This window comes from Ensifer aridi, assembly GCF_002078505.1.
Classification (GTDB): domain Bacteria; phylum Pseudomonadota; class Alphaproteobacteria; order Rhizobiales; family Rhizobiaceae; genus Sinorhizobium; species Sinorhizobium aridi.
Genome location: NZ_LUAV01000011.1, coordinates 69048 through 85382, shown reverse-complemented (window position 1 = coordinate 85382; position 16335 = coordinate 69048). Strand labels below are relative to the sequence as shown.

Here is a 16335-nt window from a genome sequence, read left to right as displayed (position 1 = left end):
CATTGGCTTATAATAAGCCATGACTTATGAAGATAAGATGTTTGCTGCGCTGGCCGATCCGACACGGCGCGCAATTTTCGAAAGAGTCGCGGAGCGGCGGCATTCGGTTGCCGAACTCGCCCGAGCGATACCGGTGTCACAGCCGGCGATCTCTCAGCATTTGAAGGTGCTCAAGGAGGCGCGGCTCGTCCGCGACGAGCCGTCGGGCGCACGGCGGATCTATTCGGTCGATCCCGAGGGTCTTGGACCGCTTCGGCAATGGCTCGAGCGCTTCTGGGGCGATCAACTCGCGGCGTTCAAGACTGCGGTCGAAGGAAGGAACAACCGGAAATAGCGCTGAGGCACTCCGGCCGCCACGGTCCAATGCGTTTCAAATGAGAGGAAACAGCAGGAGGAGATGTCATGCATACGATCGACGCAGCCGCGGTTCGCAAGTCCGTCACCGTTCGTGCATCGCTGGAAAAGGCGTTCGACGTCTTTGTCACGGCATGGGGAGCTGGTGGATCAAGGACCACAGCGTGACGCAGTCCGGTCAGAAGACGGTGGTCGTCGAGGCCGTCCCTGGTGGCCGCTGGTATGAGATCGGCAACGCCGGCGAAGAGTGCGATTGGGGGCGCGTCATCGATTGCGACCGGCCGCACCGCATCGTCTTTGCCTGGCAGCTCAATGCCGATTTCGACTTCGATCCTGCATTCCGGACGGAGGTGGAGGTGCTTTTCGAAGCAAAGGGAGAGAGCGAGACGATCGTCACTCTTGAGCACCGGGATCTTGCCAATTACGGCGCAAGAACCGCGGAACTCCGCGGTGTTCTCGATTCCGAGAAAGGCTGGGTTGGTCTGTTGGCGTCCTATGCCGCTCAAGTGGGTTGAGGGGGCGGGCCGCCCCTTCTGCGCTCGCAGACGAGAGAGGCACCGGTGTCCACGTCTGCCGGTGTCATATGACGCCGGCCGCGCAAGGAACGTAGCACGATCCATTTCAGCGGTCGCAGCTTCTGGTAGGCCTTGGTCGCCCGCAGCTGCGCATTCGCCCGCAGACGGGCCAGATAGAACCTGCCCCGCCCGGTCACGGCTTCGCTGCGTTCCGAAAGCGTGATCATCGTCCTACAGCTTTCCAGCTTCCAGGGCTCATTTCCGATGCCGAGATCCATCCATTCGTAGCCCTTGTCGTGCAGCCATTTCAGCGCTTTGTAAAAAAGGATGCTACCGGGGGAATGCTTCGTCCACTCGTCGCCTTCGAAGGACAGCATGATGGCGTAATAACGCTTGTCTGCGACCAGACCCCAAATGGTTGCAACGATCGTCTCGCCGGCCGTCAGGTAGAAGAGGGTCAGCATCTCCTCACGATGGAAAAGGGGCGTCCCTTCGCGAAAGAAGTCATGCTTGTCGCGGTCGACATCGAAGCCCGGCACCATCGTCTCCTCGAAGCGACGCTGCTTCTGGCGGAGCATTACATCCGTGATCTTCCTCACTTCGTCCGGAGTCTGTGCGAGGTGGAATCCCACGGGCGCCACCCGCTCAAGACCACGGATTTTCCGCAGCAGCGTGGTGCGGCGCGGCACCTCCCTGTCGATCTCGTTCCAGGAACGCCGCAGATCCGTCGCATGGCACGAGAGTTCGCTTTGACGGTCGCCGAGATATGCGAGAGGGTTGATCAGCCCCTCCACTTCCGCCGGCATCTTGATGAGTTCGACGACGTCGAACGGGGGCAGCATTTCGACAATCTGCCGCCACAGATCCTCTGCGACCTCACGCGACCAGATCATGTGCGACTCAAAGAGAATGGGCGCGTTGTAATCGGCCGCATCCTGATCCACGAACTGGAGAAGCCGTGTACCGCCCCGGTGTAAAATACGTAAAGGAATAAAGATCAGGGGCAGCGAAGCTTCGTCTCGAACCTCGATAAACTGCAGGCTCTGACGGCCGGAACGTCCGAAGCTGTTCAGCCAGGCACTGAGAAAAGTTGCCGTCTGAAACGCGTGGAAACGCGCCCTAGGCGCCGGTGGCCGACCACCAACGGGCCATTCCGGGGAAAGGTCTTCCAGCCTCTCATGGATGGTTATTCTGAAATTTGTTCGCACACCGCTTCCCGCCAGCCTTGAAGTGTCTGCATCGGCGAGCAGAAGTGACAGCCTTTGATCAAGATTAGGTTTACACGGCGCTGATCATCGGAAAATTCCCGATCGCGCTGGACCTTCCAGATCAAGAAAGTTCCGTACTTTGTGGCGATGGACGGGGTGAAGGTCGGGCGGGCGCGTCAAAGCTTCTCTGCTAGCGGCTCCGGCGCCGCCTGCGTCCGCCGCCTTCACCCTCATCCGCGAGCACCTTACGCTCCGGTAGGGTGACCACTTCCGCAAGCTTCGGGAAGGCATCGACCTTGTTGGGCATCGCCATGGCATTGACGAAATGCTCCTGAAATTTCGATTCAAGAGCCGTCTCTATCTTTTCGATTTTCCTGACGGTTTCCTCGATCTCGCGGCGGTGACCGCGGTTGAGGAGCGCCATCAGCGCGCCGGTGCCGGCGGCGTTGCCTACCGCCTTCACCTCGGTGAGATCGCAGTCCGGGATAAGCCCCAGCACCATGGCGTATTTCGGGTCGATGAAGGAGCCGAAGGCGCCGGCAAAGCGGATCGTGTCGACATGATCGACGCCCTGTTTCTCCATCAGCAGCTTAATGCCGGCATAAAGCGCCGCCTTGGCGAGCTGGATCGCCCGTATGTCGTTCTGCGTTACCGTGATGCGCGGTTCGCCGTCGTGCAGCAGATAGGAGAAGGTGCGGCCGTTCGGGACGATCCGGGAGCTTCTCGCGGCCATGCCTCCGTCAACCACGCCATCCTGCGAAATGATGCCGGTGAGGTACATCTCGGCGACGACTTCGATGATCGCCGAGCCGCAGATGCCGGTGACGCCGACCGCCGCCACTGCTTCGGCGAAATCCTCCTCGTCCGACCACTTGTCGACGCCGATCACACGGAAGCGCGGCTCCAGCGTTTCCGGGTCGATGCGCACGCGCTCGATCGCGCCGGGAGCGGCGCGCTGACCGGAGGAGATCTCGGCGCCTTCGAAGGCCGGGCCGGTCGGGGAGGAAGCCGCTACGACGCGTTGCCTGTTGCCGAGCACGATTTCGGCATTGGTGCCGACGTCGACGAGCAGCATCATCTTGTCCTGCCGGTGCGGGCCTTCCGAAAGCGTCGCGCCGGCCGCGTCTGCGCCGACGTGGCCGGCGATGCAGGGCAGCGTGTAGAGCCGAGCACCGCGATTGACCTCGATGTCGATCTCGTGCGCCCAATATTGCAGGGCGCCGGAGACGGCGAGCGCGAAGGGGGCCTGGCCGAGCTCCGTCGGGTCGATGCCGAGGAAGAGGTGGTGCATGATCGGGTTGCCGACGAACACCATGTCGAGGATGTCGTGGCGATCGACCTCGCTTTCGGCGCAGACCTTGCCCACCAGACCGTTCACCGCCTCGCGCACCGCCTTGGTCATCGCCTCGCGGCCGTCCGGATTCATCATCACGTACGAGACGCGGCTCATCAGATCCTCGCCGAAGCGGATCTGCGGGTTCGATGCGCCAGAGGAGGCGACGATACGGCCGGAGAGCAGCGACACCAGATGCATGGCGATCGTCGTCGAGCCGATGTCGCAGGCAATGCCATAGGCCTCGTTTTTGAGACCCGGCCAGAGACTGACGATGAAAGGACGCGAGGAATCCATGTCACGGTGGATGGCGGCGGTAGCCGCAAAATTTCCCTTGCGCAGGATTCCCTGCACTTGCGGGATGAGGTGCGGCGCGATCAGCAGGTCCTTCCAGCCCCAATCCTTCTCCAGGACCGCTTTCAGCCGGTCGAGGTCGCCGAGCGGCTTGTGCATGTCCGGCTCGTCCACCTCGACATAGCAGAGCTGGACGGCAGCATTGCGCTCGATGACCCGGTCGGTCGCGGCCTTGCGGACCACTTGCGCATTGATGACTGTGTCCTGCGGCACGTCGATGACGAGATCGCCGAGGATCTGGGCCGAGCATGAAAGGCGGCGGCCATCGGGCAGTTCGCGCACCGTTGCATAGCGCTGCTCCTTCGGGCCTATCGGCGAGATATGGTCGTTCGAGGAGACGATCTTGTGCTTGGCGAAATTGCCTTCCTGCACGGAAACCTGGCAGCGCCCGCAGGTCGCGCGTCCGCCGCAGACGCTTTCGACATAGACCCCGAGAGAACGTGCCGCGTCGAGGATCGGCGTGCCTACCGGAAAGCGGCCGCGTTTTCCCGACGGCATGAAGAGCACCAGCGGGTCCGTCTTGTTGTCCTTCGGGGGCACGTTCAACATCTTCCTGATCTCGCCAATGGCTATTTCGAGAGGCGGCGGGCATTCGCCCGCACGCGCTTGGCATAGGGGCGAAGTGCCGCTGCCGCGATCCGCTTGTGACCGGCCCCGGGTCCGATCTTGCCGAGGGCTAACGCCGCGGCCGCGCCCATGCCTTCCTTTGCCAAGGCGACATTACAGGCGACGACGCTTTCGGCGGCGGCCGCCATCTTCTCCGTGACCATCCGGCTTGCCTCAACATAGTCGGTTGCGGACCCTGTCATGGCCGCAACAGCCATGGCTTGAGTGCGAGCGGCGATGACCATCGGCGCCTGGAACCAGAGCGCCGCCAGATCGCTGGCAAGGGAACGGTGCTTCGCCATCTTACTCCGTCCTTGCGGCAGCGCCGGCGCGTGCCGCACGTCCACCCCGCCGTCCGGCGCCGCCCGCCGGGGCAGCCGCCGCCACGGCATGGCCACCTTCCGCAGGCTTGTGGTCGCGATAGGTCATGATCCAGTTGGTGCAGTTCGGGTCGGTGCCGTTGAGCACGTTGGCTGCGCGCACCGCCTCCATCTCCTGCGGACGGCAGGGGTTCATGATCGCCGAGGTCATGCCAGCGCCGATCACCATCGGGATGAAGCCGGCATTGATGCCATGGCGGTGCGGCAGGCCGAAGGAGATGTTGGAGAGGCCGCAGGTGGTATTGACCTTGAGCTCTTCGCGGAGGCGACGCAGAAGCGCGAAGACCTGCCGGCCAGCATCGCCAAGCGCGCCGATCGGCATGACGAGCGGGTCGACGACGATATCGTGCGGCTTGATGCCGTGATCCATGGCGCGCTCGACGATCTTTTTGGCGACGGCGAAGCGCACATCCGGATCCATCGAGATACCGGTTTCATCGTTGGAAATCGCCACGACAGGGACGTCGTATTTCTTGACGAGCGGCAGGATCGCCTCCAGCTTTTCCTCTTCACCGGTAACCGAGTTGACGAGCGGCCGGCCCTTTGCAACGCGCAGGCCTGCCTCGATCGCCGCCGTCACCGAACTGTCGATCGACAGTGGCACGTCGACGAGGCCCTGTACGATCTCCAGCGTCTTGACGAGGAGCGGCGGCTCGGTCTCGTTCGGGTTGACAGCTGTCACGCCCGCATTGACGTCGAGCATCGTGGCGCCCGCGGCCACCTGCTCCAGCGCGTCCTTGATGACCGTTTCGAAGTTGCCTTCGATCATTTCGGCGGCGAGCTTCTTGCGGCCGGTCGGGTTGATGCGTTCTCCGATGACGCAGAAGGGCTGGTCGAAGCCGATGACGATCTCTCGGGTGGCGGAGGCGACGATGGTACGGGTCATATAAGATCCTCTGATCCTTGGAGCGTGGGGCTATGTAATAGGCCCGTTTCGTGTTTGTAAGGCAGCCAGGCGTACCTGGCGCCGGTTTTCCTCTTCTAATCGAAGGACGGCACGATTGGCGGCCCCCTCCGGGTCGAAAGCTCAGTGCGGATGATGAGCCGCGGCCTCCGCCATCTGCTGCTGATTTTCCTCGATGCCTTCACGCAGATGCTCGAGCCGTTCTGCAACCAGCGCATCTGTCGGCGTGGCCTCGCGCTTCCATGGTCTGCGGCCCTTCAGCACGCCGGACTCGTGAACGATCTCGGCCACATATTCCTCCTGGCGGTAGGCCATGACATGGACTCCGGAAACGCCCTCGATCTCCTTCACCTCGTTGATGATGTCGATGCAGAGCTGCTTGCCTTCTTTCTTCTGGTCCTGAGCACCTTCGAGCCGCTTGATGACGCTGTCGGGAATGTGGATGCCCGGCACGTTGGAGCGAATCCAGCGAGCGGTCTTGGCCGACGCCATCGGTCCGACGCCGACGAGGATGAAGCATTTCTCATGCAGGCCGAGGTCGCGCACCTTCTTCATGTATTCGCGGAACATCGGCACGTCGAAGCAATATTGGCTTTGGACGAACTGCGCACCGGCCTCGATCTTCTTCGCCAGCCGGTAGGGCCGGAAGTCGTAGGGGGGCGCAAAGGGATTGATCGCCGCGCCGAGGAAGACCTGCGGCGGCGTCGTCAGCTTGCGGCCGGAGAGAAACTTCGAATTGTCGCGCATGATGCGCACCGTTTCGAGCAACGACATGCAGTCGAGGTCGAAGACGGGCTTGGCGCCCGGTTGGTCACCCGCCTGCACGCCGTCACCGGTCAGGCACATGATGTTCTGCACGCCCATGGCGGAGGCGCCGAGCACGTCTCCCTGGATAGCGATGCGGTTCTTATCGCGGCAGGCGATCTGCATGATCGGCGCATAACCCATGCGGGTCAGCAGCGCGCAGATGCCCACCGACGACATGTGGCAATTGGCACCCGAGGCGTCGACCGCGTTGATGCCGTCCACCCAGCCGTCGAAGATCGCGGCACGCTCGTAAACGTCCTGCGGATTGGCGCTGTCCGGCGGGTTGAGCTCGGCCGTGACGGCAAACTCACCGCGCCGGAGCACGCGCTCAAGGCGGCCGCGCGAGGAGTGGCCGGGGAGGGGATCGAGCGGCGCGCCGGGATCGTGCGGGTTGATGTCCGGGCTCATTGCTGGCCCTCCTTCTGCTCCGCCTCGCGGCGGGCCGCAGCCTCGGCGGTCACGCGCAGCCAGGCCGACGTTTCACGCAGCGACTGGTTGACCGGCGGCTGCACGTTCATGATCGCATCACCTTTCACCATGTTCTGCGAGCCCTTCCACGCCTGCACCCAAACGCAGGGCATGTCCGGCTCGACCTCGCAATTGCCGTTGGCGCGCACGCCTCCGCACGGGCCATTGCGCAACTGCTTCGGACAGTTCATCGGGCAGGACATCCCGGTCGAGGAGAGCGCACATTGGCCGCACATGCGACAGTCGAAGAGGAAACCCTTTACGTGGCGTTCCACGAAGGTCACCGGCCGTTCAACGCGGCCGTAGCCGATGGCGTTCCAAAGCGGGTGGAGCTTCAGGAACATGTCGGCGAAGCGGTTGTAGAACCATTCGAGGAACCGCGAATGCCGTACGGCCCAGAGCCGGACGGTGTATTTGTGGCGCGAGCGTCGGCTGGGTGAGACATTCGTCGGAATGTAGGCGCCGCTTGCCGCTTTCCTGGCGGGCTGGGCGTTGCCGGTGACGACTTTCGGATCAGGCATTTTCACGCCCTCCGGCCTTGACGAGCGCGACGAGCCGCTCCTTGTCGTAGGCTGTTTCCAGTTCGGCCGCCGCCTTGTCGGCTTCCGCCTCGAGATCGTCCGAGACCGGTACCGGATCGGCCTTGCGCCATTCGGCGAGGTAGTCGTCCGTCTCGGCGGCGCCAGTGCGCATGGCACACATGTCGATCGCCTCGGTAAAGCGCAGCGAAAGCTCGCGTTTTGCGCTCTTGCGGCCCTGTTTGATGATGACCTGCGCGGGAATGTCGCGCCAGTAGACGATTATGCGATCTGCCATCGGATTTCTGGTCTCCTCTAAAGGCGACAATGCGCATGTCCATTTAAGGTGGCTCACCTTGCCACGACGTCGGATATGTCCAAAAACGACGCTCCACCGCGGCGTCACCGCGCGGCCATGTGGTCGGCAATCCGAGGAGGGACGTGTAATTCATCGCTGGCGACTGGCGGTTGCCGATGTGTAAGACAAGTGCCGTTCACGGATAAGCGGCGGCGCTCATCCTCGGCGCCGGGATATTGTCTTAGAATATCATGAAGTTGGCATTCATGGTCAGTTCACGTAAAAGCATGAAATCTGCTCCTATCCTAAACTGATAGGTGTGCAGATGAAGAAGATTGGGATCCTTTTCCTCGCCGCTATGACGGCTTTCACGAGTTACGCGCCTGTGCAGGCCATGCCTGTCGTAACCCTTTCCGCCTCGCAGGCGCACGACGTAAAACTGGTCGACCACCGTGGCTGGCACCGACCACCGCCGCGCCGTGGCTGGTACGGTCATGGTCCTCGTTACGGCTGGTATAACGGCCATCGCGGCTACCGCTATCACCGCCATGGCTATCGCCGGCACAGCGACGGCTGGTGGTACCCCCTGGCGGCATTCGGAGCCGGGATGGTCATCGGCGGCGCCATCGCGCAGCCGCCACGTTACGTCGAGCCGCGCTATGCGGCACCTCGCTATACCGGATCGGGTCTCCTCTCGCGCCACGTAAGCTGGTGCTATTCCAGATACCGCTCGTACCGCGCCTGGGATAACTCCTACCAGCCTTATGGCGGTCCGCGGCAGCAGTGCTACTCGCCTTACTACTAAGGGCGATGGGAGACCGCCCGCGCGGCCTTGCGGGCGGTCTTGGCTTATCAGGTAAAACGGTTGCCGAGCGGGCGCCCATCAATAACCGGCGCTTCCGCTTCCCTGGGCACCACCGCCGCCCATGCCGCCGCTGGGCGCACCGGAAGTGCCGGTACCAGCGCCGGAACTGCTCGGAGGCGGAGGGGCGGTATTTCTTTGGGCCGACTGGCTGCTCATGCATCCCGCGAGCGTCAGAAGGGCGATCGCGGTTGCGACTAGCGATTTGCGGGTCATCGTAATGCTCCAATCATCGATTGGATGTGACGAAGCGCTAATATTCTCTCAGATGCTCCCTAGAGACAACGCCAGCTTGATTTAGCGGGGACGCGCATCATTTCCTTAGAATTGCGGAGATACGGAGTTGACGATGCCAAAGGCTGTTATCACGATCCTTTGCGTGACACTTCTCGCACTTTCGTCCTGTGCCAATACCGCGCGCGGGTTCAGGCAGGACAGCGCCCAGACCGGCGTCGCGGTCGATAGTGCGACGAGAAAGGTGCTGAGGGCAGGGGCGCAGTAAGGTGCCGCATCGAAGCACTCGGGTCGGCCTGCAATAGCGGAATAAACACGCTCTGCCGGCTTATCGTCATCGCGCCACCTACCAGATTCCACACCGCAACCCGTTCCAAAGCCAGGTCCAGATCGGCGGATGGTACCATTGCCGGGATGGCGCCATAACGTCGACGGGCCGGAGGCGTCCGGTCAGTGCATCCTCTACGGCTTTGACTGCAATGCCGGTCGAGGCTGCAGTCTGGAGCAGCGGGTAGGTGTGCATCGTGTCGGCGCAGCCCGGCACTTGTCGTGACTGGTAGAGGATGCCACCAGTGTCCACTCCCTCGTCGACGAGATGAACGGTCGCGCCGAAATTCTCGGAATCGCGGCTCACGACCGCCCAGTAGCCGCCCATCAGGCCGCGATATTGCGGGTTGATGCCGGCATGGAAATTCAGGACCGGGCAAGCGATCGAGGCAAGCGTTTCCGCCTTCAGCATGCGGCAACTGATGAGGAAGACGACCGCGGGCTGTAACGCCTTCAGGCGGACGTGGGATTCCGGATCGTTGATCGAGCCGATCCGATGGACGGGGAGCGCCGGATCGAGCGCTGCTGAAACGCCGTACTCGCGCAGGATCTCCGCCGCGCGTCGGCGGGTGAAGTGCTTGCCGAAACGAGAGACGATCATGGTCGCGAGTTGGCCCGAGGCCGTGATCCAGCCGAGCTTACGGGCGCGGCGCTTGACGAAGACCGCCTTCGACTCCGGCTGCTCCTGCAGGACCACGACGTCGTCGAAATGCGCGGCAAGCGCGTTGATCATGACATTCGGATTGTCGCCGCCCGCGGTGATCACGACGATGCGGCCGCCGGCCGGTTTCGCGGGCGTCTGCCCTGCGTTTGGCTGGCTGGTGATGTCCATCATCCTCGCAACCCCGTTCATGCTGGCGGTAGCCGGTATTGCCGGAGCGGCAACCGAAGCCTTGGTCGTGTGCGAGCAATATGCCGAGATGGCTTACGGTGACCTTAACGCAGGCATTGGAGATTTACGCACCGTGAATGACGCTGCTTTCTTTAGAGGGGAGGAAGGTGAAGTCGTGTCACTCTGTCCGCCGTTCGCGGGAATCAGTCAGGCCTCGATCAGCGATCGCGTCAGATCACCATAGCCGGTGTAGCGGTATTCATATTCAAGCCCCAGCGCCTCGGCGGCGCGGCGAGCCTTCTCCTGCAGCGCCTCGTCCTCCACCTGCGAGAGATAAACGAGCTTGCGATAATGGCCGAAATACATGTCGCGCAGTTCAGGGTGCCGGTCGAGGCCGAGCGGTTCGATAACAAAGGCCTCGAACTGGCGGGCGAGGAAATCAGTGAGGAAGAAAGCGCTGATGTCGTCGTCCCAGCGCTTGGCGAAATCCGCATTGCCGGCGAAGAAGGAATAGCAATGCGGGCCGGGGATGCGCTTGACATCTTCCTCTTCGCAAAGCCGATCAAGGAGGCCGCCGGTGCCGCAGTCGGCATAGGCGATGAAGATGCGCTCGAAGCCCTCCGCGCGTGCCCTGGCGATCGCCTCGCGCAGGCCGGGGACGATCTTTTCTGGCGTGTTGTGCCAGATGGCGGGCAGACAGTTCAGGTCGATATGATCGAGCCCATTTGATTCGCAGACGGCAAGAATCTCGCGCGCGATGGCGCCGCAACCAATGACATGAACTTTCTTTGGTTGTGCACGTTCTCTTGCCGCCGTTGCATTTTCCATCTTTATTCCGCCTTGCAGCAACATGAAGGAATCATGGTCATGACAACAAAATTCATCGCGATGATCGGCGCCGTCATTGTGGCGCTCGCAACCCTGACTTCCTGCGCAAACACGATCCGCGGCATGGGGCAGGATACTGCAAACGCCGTGAACGCGACAGAAGGAGCCGGACGCCGGGTCGCCAGGGCCGCAAACTGACAATTGAGCAGCGCGCTCATCCGCGCGCCATCTCATCGCATTCAAATAAGAAAGCCGGCTGCCGTTTTCATCCGCGCAGCCGGCTTTTATCTTTCGCAGTTGCGAGGCTCAGCCGGCCGCGAGCCTGTTGTGCTTGCGCTTCATGAAATCCTTGGCGGTTTCGACGGCGACCGCCGCATCGCGGCAATAGGCGTCGGCACCGACCGCCTTGCCGAATTCCTCATTGAGCGGCGCACCTCCCACGAGAACGACATAGTCGTCGCGCAGGCCTTTTTCCTTCATGGTGTCGATCACGACCTTCATGTAGGGCATGGTGGTCGTGAGCAGCGCCGACATGCCGAGGATATCCGGCTGCTCGCGCTCGAGCGCCTCCAGATAGTTTTCGACCGGGTTGTTGATGCCGAGGTCGACGACGTCGAAACCGGCGCCTTCCATCATCATGCCGACGAGATTCTTGCCGATGTCATGGATATCGCCCTTGACGGTGCCGATCACCATCTTGCCGAGCTTCGGCGCGCCGGTTTCGGCAAGGAGCGGCCGCAGGATCGACATGCCGGCCTTCATCGCATTGGCCGAGAGCAGCACTTCCGGCACGAAGAGGATGCCGTCGCGGAAGTCGATGCCGACGATGCGCATGCCTTCGACGAGCGCCTGGGTGAGGATGTCGTAAGGCGTCCAGCCGCGCTCTAGGAGGATGCGCGTGCCATCCTCGATTTCCTCCTTGAGACCGTCATAAAGGTCGTCATGCATCTGCTGCACGAGTTCCTCGTCGGAAAGGTCCTCGAGAATGATTTCATCGTCTGCCATAGTAGGGTTCCTCGGTTCCTGGCATAAGCATTTCGCGCGGGGCGGCACGAGAGGGCGCAATCCGGACGCGTTCCCCAATCCTTAGCGGGCCACATCTAAAAAACTCTTTTCGAAAGCGACGTCGCATATGATGAAAAACGACGACGCCCCGGCGCAAATCCCCCCGCTCCCCTGTCGTAACGCATTATCTCGCGGTTCGGTATCGGCGGCGTGGTAAAATTATGCAACAGCTCAAGGCTTTACTGCATGTTTCCTTAAATCGTCCCCGATTTAAGGACAAAAACATGCAGCAATTCAAAGTGCTACGGCGTTCTTTGTGCGTCTGATAAGACGCACGGCGCTGTAGAGTGTTGTTTCCGGGGCCTCGCTCCACCAAGGTCGACGAGCTGGCGCTCTTGAGGCGAATGGAACGACCGCGGCGCGAGTGTCTAAGATGCGCCACCTCTTGGCGCATTGAGACCCGTACCGGTCCGGCGCGTTGGTAGCATTAGGCCAAATCGATGCCGGGTGCATGGTGCCGACCGCTGGATTTCACCCGCGGGAAGCATTATGCGCCCACCTAGTCAAAGTGTTGCAGCGTCCTTCACGCATTATGCGCGGGGCGCTGCGGGAGAGGAACGAGCGAATGAGCGACGTGACAGAACAAGGCGCGGTCGAAGGCGGCGGACGCCGCGCGCGTGGCGAGGGGCGGGGAGCGGCGGCGCGCCGGGCATCCCGCACCGGCGGTGGTCCGGGACCGTCTCTGCCCTATATCCAACGCAAGATTCGCGAATACGAGGTGCTTGACGAGGAAGGCCTGCAGCTCATCGAACGTAATGCCGACATCGTGCTCGAGGAGATCGGCATCGAGTTTCGCGACGACGCCGAGGCGCTTGAGCTCTGGAAAGCCGCCGGTGCCGACGTGCGCGGCCAGCGCGTGCATTTCCCGAAGGGTCTTTGCCGCGAACTCCTGAAGACCGCGCCGTCGAACTTCACCTGGCATGCGCGGAACCCGGAGCGCAACGCTCATATCGGCGGCAAGGCGACGGTCTTCGCACCGGTCTATGGTCCGCCCTTCGTGCGCGACCTCGACGGCAACCGCCGCTACGCGACGATCGAGGATTTCCGCAATTTCGTGAAGCTCGCCTATATGGCGCCCTCGATGCATTCTTCGGGCGGCACGGTCTGCGAGCCCGTCGACATTCCGGTCAACAAGCGCCATCTCGATATGGTCTACAGCCATATCCGCTATTCCGACAAACCCTTCATGGGCTCGGTGACCGCACCGGAACGCGCCGAAGACACGATCGCCATGGCGAAGATCGTCTTCGGCGACGATTTCGTCGAGAACAACACGGTGACGCTCAACCTCATCAACGCCAACTCGCCGATGGTCTTCGACGAGACAATGGTGGGCGCGCTCAAGGTTTACGCACGCCATAACCAGGCATGCGTGCTCTCGCCCTTCATCCTTTCCGGCGCGATGAGCCCGGTGACCGTTGCCGGCACGCTGACGCAGATTCTTGCCGAAGTGCTCGCCGGTGCCTCGTTCACCCAGCTCATCCGCAAGGGCGCGCCGGTGCTCTTCGGCACTTTCGCCGCCTCGATCTCGATGCAGTCGGGCGCGCCGACCTTCGGTACGCCGGAGCCGTCGCTGGTCTCCTACGGCGCCGCGCAGCTTGCTCGCCGCCTCGGCCTGCCGTTCCGCACCGGCGGTTCGCTCTGCGGCTCCAAGGTTCCGGATGCGCAAGCCGCGCATGAGTCGTCGAACACGCTGAACATGACGCTGCTTGCCGGCACCAATTTCGTGCTGCATGCGGCCGGCTGGCTCGAAGGCGGCCTCGTCTCGTCCTACGAGAAGTTCATGATCGACCAGGACCAGCTCGGCATGATGCAGAAGATGGCGGAGGGCGTGGACCTTTCCGAAAACGCCCAGGCGCTCGACGCAATCCGCGAAGTCGGTCCGGGAAGCCACTATCTCGGTTGCGCCCATACCCAGGCGAACTTCCAGACCGCCTTCTACCGTTCGCCGCTCGCCGACAACAACTCCTTCGAGCAGTGGGAGATCGAAGGCGAGAAGCGGATCGAACAGCGCGCCAATGCGCTTGCCCGCTCCTGGCTCGAGCACTACGAGGCGCCTTATCTCGATCCGGCGATCGACGAGGCGCTCAAGGAATACATCGCCAAGCGCAAGGACTCGATGCCGGACGCCTTCACCTGAAAGGCTCCCGAACGCGCCAGGGAGCAAGGCGGCAGGACGCAGGTGGCCGACATGATCCAGAAGGAGGTCTGGCGCCCGCATTACGAACTTCAGGGACCGAAACCGAAATGACGGTTCCCCCGACAGAAAAGCTCGTCGAAACGCTCCGTGCGGCACTCAAGCCGCACGGTCTTTTTTTGCGCGGAACAGTCACATTCGCGCCCGGCGAAGCGGCGCCGAAGCTGAAGAGCGGCCCGCCCGCCGCAAGCGTCGTCCTCATCGGCAATATCGGCGGTTCGATGTGGGAGCCGTTCAGCCGCTGGCGCGAAGGGCAGCGGGATCGCGGCGGTGCCGATCCGCTCGATAATTGGTCGAAGGAGACGATCCTGCCGGTGGCGAAGGCAGTGGGCGCCACGGCCTATTTCCCATCCGATCCGCCCTGGCAGCCTTTCCAGCAATGGGCGATGCGTGCCGAAGGGCTTAAGCCGTCGCCACTTGGCATTCTTATTCATCCGACATACGGCCTCTGGCACGGCTATCGCGGCGCGCTCGGTTTCGGTTGCGCGATGCCGGCGACGGGCGAGGCGGCGGCCCATCACGCATGTAATAGCTGCGGAAGGCCGTGCATCTCCGCCTGTCCGGCGGATGCTTTGGCGTCCGGCACATTTGATGTTGGCGGCTGCCGCGCCCATCTGAGGACGAATGCCGGGGTAAGCGGCTGCCTCGCCGATGGCTGTCGTTCGCGCGAGATGTGCCCGCTGGGGCGAGACTATCGCTATCCGCCAGCGCAGATCGGTTTCCATATGGCGGCGCTTGGCCTTTAGTAGCGCGATGTTCCGCTGCGCAAACCACCTGTCGCTGTGCACTTTGGTCAGAGTTTCTCGCGCCGTAGACGCGGCGCTGCTGGATTCCTGTGCTTATCATAGGAATCCAGCTACGGCGCGTCTGCGCCGTGAACAACGTTGAAGTCGAAAAAGAGAAACGGACGCATCTGCGGGCGCGCATTAATCCGCCGCAATCCATGCGATGCTGTCCATGACGATTCCACTCGAGTTCCGAATCATGCCGCTGTTTCCCAGTTCTCTCCTTGCCGGGGCCGCCATTCTCTCCGCGAGCCTTGCCGAGCCGGCACTCGCCGCCTGCCGTAACGTGAACCATCTCGGCCAGGCCTATATCGCCTGCAGCTTCGATCCGGCGGCGAGCGACATTCGCCTCTACAACAAGGATCAGGCGGGTGTGCCGTTCAGATCCTTCAAGGCACTGTCGCTCGAACTGCGTCAACGCGGCGAATATCTCGTCTTCGCCATGAATGGCGGCATGTATCACGATGACCTTTCTCCGGTCGGCCTGCATGTCGAAGAGGGGACGGAGCAGGCGTCGCTCAACACCAATCCGGGCTGGGGCAATTTCCACATGCTGCCGAACGGCGTCTTCTATGTCGGCGACGGCAAGGCGGGCGTCATGGCGGCGGAGGCTTATCGTGCCGCCGGCATCAAGCCGCGCTTCGCGACGCAGTCGGGGCCGATGCTTGTCACCGACGGTGCGCTTCACCCGCGCTTCCTGCCTGACAGCGACAGCCTGAAAACCCGCAACGGCGTCGGGGTGACGGCTTCGGGCGAGGTGGTCTTCGCCGTTTCGAAGCGGCCGGTGCGCTTCCATGATTTCGCGTCGCTGTTTCGCGACGAGCTCGGCTGTCCGAACGCGCTTTTCCTAGACGGCACGATTTCGAGCCTCTACGCGCCCGAGATCAACCGGCATGACCGGCTGTTTCCGCTGGGGCCGATCATCGCCGTCGTTGCCCGGTTTCCGAGCTGAACCGCGGCGCGAAGAATAGATCGCTCCCCGTCAGGCGGGGAGAGATCGGTGGGATGCAGGCCGCGTGAGGCGGCTGAGGCCCTTCAGACCTTCGGGAAGGCGCGCTGCAATCCGCCGGATTTGTTCAGCCCAGCCCTGAAGGCCTGGTAAGCCGGATGCTGGCTGGATCGGGCAGCTTCCATGAACCTCATCTGCAGGCGGGGCGGCGCCTCGTTGCCGAGCCACTCTCCGAGCTTTTCGAGCTTTAACGAATTCAGGAAGCGCGCTTCCGCGGCGACGTCGAGGTGGCGGTAGAGCCCCTCCAGCAAATTCTCGTCCTGTTCGGGATTTTCCATCAGCAGCCTGATGAAGGCCTGATCGGTATCGCCGAAGCTCGAAAGCTTGGCGGCGGTCGAATCCCGGTCCGGAAAGGCGGCTGGCCCACTCATGGAATCGTCTCCCTCACATTGAATGTCCTTGTGCGGATAGGCGAGCCGCCGACGATGCGCAACAACGGACATGGGTTCCG

General features: G+C 62.3%; 18 protein-coding genes and 1 pseudogene. 8 read left to right on the top strand and 11 right to left on the bottom strand.

All coding sequences use genetic code 11. From position 1 onward, the window contains the following. Positions 1–19 precede the first annotated feature (19 nt). Together AYK65_RS09615 and AYK65_RS09610 are read left to right on the top strand one after the other, a co-directional pair. Positions 20–334 carry an ArsR/SmtB family transcription factor gene (locus AYK65_RS09615; protein ID WP_046120789.1) on the top strand — a complete coding sequence of 105 codons (315 nt, stop codon included), beginning with the start codon at positions 20–22 and terminating at the stop codon, positions 332–334. Positions 335–402: 68 nt separating this feature from the next. Next, positions 403–869, top strand: a pseudogene (locus AYK65_RS09610) (SRPBCC family protein). Here the strand turns inward: AYK65_RS09610 and AYK65_RS09605 are convergent. The 7 genes from AYK65_RS09605 to AYK65_RS09575 all read right to left on the bottom strand — a co-directional run bounded on the left by AYK65_RS09605 (position 857) and on the right by AYK65_RS09575 (position 7745). Then, complete coding sequence (locus tag AYK65_RS09605; RefSeq protein WP_139793161.1) at positions 857–2077, bottom strand: GNAT family N-acetyltransferase; 1221 nt, start codon at positions 2075–2077, stop codon at positions 857–859. The pseudogene AYK65_RS09610 and the gene AYK65_RS09605 sit on opposite strands and share 13 nt — an antisense overlap. 190 nt (positions 2078–2267) lie before the next feature. Continuing rightward, positions 2268–4313, bottom strand: a complete 2046-nt coding sequence (locus AYK65_RS09600) for an ASKHA domain-containing protein (RefSeq protein WP_081158233.1) — start codon at positions 4311–4313, stop codon at positions 2268–2270. A 20-nt stretch (positions 4314–4333) separates the two neighbouring features. Continuing rightward, on the bottom strand, positions 4334–4672 hold the full coding sequence (locus AYK65_RS09595) for a hypothetical protein (RefSeq protein WP_026613721.1): 339 nt from the start codon (positions 4670–4672) through the stop codon (positions 4334–4336). Between the two features lies 1 nt (position 4673). Further along, positions 4674–5636 (bottom strand): methyltetrahydrofolate cobalamin methyltransferase, encoded by a 963-nt coding sequence (locus AYK65_RS09590; RefSeq protein ID WP_026613722.1) that lies wholly within the window; start codon positions 5634–5636, stop codon positions 4674–4676. Positions 5637–5777: 141 nt separating this feature from the next. Continuing rightward, positions 5778–6869: a methylenetetrahydrofolate reductase gene (locus AYK65_RS09585; protein WP_046120793.1), complete on the bottom strand. Its 1092-nt coding sequence runs from the start codon at positions 6867–6869 to the stop codon at positions 5778–5780. Next, the gene (locus AYK65_RS09580) at positions 6866–7450 is read right to left on the bottom strand and encodes a methylenetetrahydrofolate reductase C-terminal domain-containing protein (RefSeq protein WP_026613724.1); all 585 of its coding nucleotides are present in this window, start codon (positions 7448–7450) and stop codon (positions 6866–6868) included. Before AYK65_RS09580 ends, AYK65_RS09585 begins: the two co-directional genes overlap by 4 nt. Further along, a complete protein-coding gene (locus AYK65_RS09575) occupies positions 7443–7745 on the bottom strand; it encodes a virulence factor (RefSeq protein ID WP_046120794.1) in 303 nt (100 codons plus the stop codon). The genes AYK65_RS09580 and AYK65_RS09575 overlap by 8 nt, the downstream gene beginning before the upstream one ends. Before the next feature lie 325 nt (positions 7746–8070). On the opposite strand from AYK65_RS09575, the gene AYK65_RS09570 reads away from it, so the two are divergent. After that, a complete protein-coding gene (locus AYK65_RS09570; protein ID WP_081158232.1) occupies positions 8071–8550 on the top strand; it encodes a BA14K family protein in 480 nt (159 codons plus the stop codon). A gap of 406 nt (positions 8551–8956) precedes the next feature. Next, positions 8957–9109, top strand: coding sequence for an entericidin (locus AYK65_RS09560; protein WP_081158230.1), 153 nt, complete (start codon positions 8957–8959; stop codon positions 9107–9109). A gap of 78 nt (positions 9110–9187) precedes the next feature. Here AYK65_RS09560 and AYK65_RS09555 read toward each other — a convergent pair whose 3' ends face one another. Both AYK65_RS09555 and AYK65_RS09550 read right to left on the bottom strand, forming a co-directional pair. Next, complete coding sequence (locus AYK65_RS09555) at positions 9188–10000, bottom strand: formyl transferase (RefSeq protein ID WP_172401988.1); 813 nt, start codon at positions 9998–10000, stop codon at positions 9188–9190. 207 nt (positions 10001–10207) lie between these two features. After that, positions 10208–10828: a DUF1638 domain-containing protein gene (locus AYK65_RS09550; protein ID WP_026613729.1), complete on the bottom strand. Its 621-nt coding sequence runs from the start codon at positions 10826–10828 to the stop codon at positions 10208–10210. Positions 10829–10867: 39 nt separating this feature from the next. On the opposite strand from AYK65_RS09550, the gene AYK65_RS09545 reads away from it, so the two are divergent. After that, positions 10868–11026: an entericidin domain-containing protein gene (locus AYK65_RS09545; RefSeq protein ID WP_026613730.1), complete on the top strand. Its 159-nt coding sequence runs from the start codon at positions 10868–10870 to the stop codon at positions 11024–11026. A 108-nt stretch (positions 11027–11134) separates the two neighbouring features. On the opposite strand, the gene AYK65_RS09540 is transcribed toward AYK65_RS09545, so the two are convergent. Further along, the gene (locus AYK65_RS09540) at positions 11135–11833 is read right to left on the bottom strand and encodes a corrinoid protein (protein ID WP_026613731.1); all 699 of its coding nucleotides are present in this window, start codon (positions 11831–11833) and stop codon (positions 11135–11137) included. Between the two features lie 625 nt (positions 11834–12458). On the opposite strand from AYK65_RS09540, the gene AYK65_RS09530 reads away from it, so the two are divergent. The 3 genes from AYK65_RS09530 (at position 12459) to AYK65_RS09520 (ending at position 15827) form a co-directional block, all read left to right on the top strand. Next, positions 12459–14033 carry a trimethylamine methyltransferase family protein gene (locus tag AYK65_RS09530; RefSeq protein WP_026613732.1) on the top strand — a complete coding sequence of 525 codons (1575 nt, stop codon included), beginning with the start codon at positions 12459–12461 and terminating at the stop codon, positions 14031–14033. Positions 14034–14140: 107 nt separating this feature from the next. Further along, on the top strand, positions 14141–14836 hold the full coding sequence (locus AYK65_RS09525) for a 4Fe-4S dicluster domain-containing protein (protein WP_081158229.1): 696 nt from the start codon (positions 14141–14143) through the stop codon (positions 14834–14836). 238 nt (positions 14837–15074) lie between these two features. Continuing rightward, complete coding sequence (locus AYK65_RS09520) at positions 15075–15827, top strand: phosphodiester glycosidase family protein (RefSeq protein WP_081158276.1); 753 nt, start codon at positions 15075–15077, stop codon at positions 15825–15827. 83 nt (positions 15828–15910) lie between these two features. On the opposite strand, the gene AYK65_RS09515 is transcribed toward AYK65_RS09520, so the two are convergent. Next, a complete protein-coding gene (locus AYK65_RS09515) occupies positions 15911–16255 on the bottom strand; it encodes a hypothetical protein (protein ID WP_046121013.1) in 345 nt (114 codons plus the stop codon). Positions 16256–16335 lie beyond the last annotated feature (80 nt).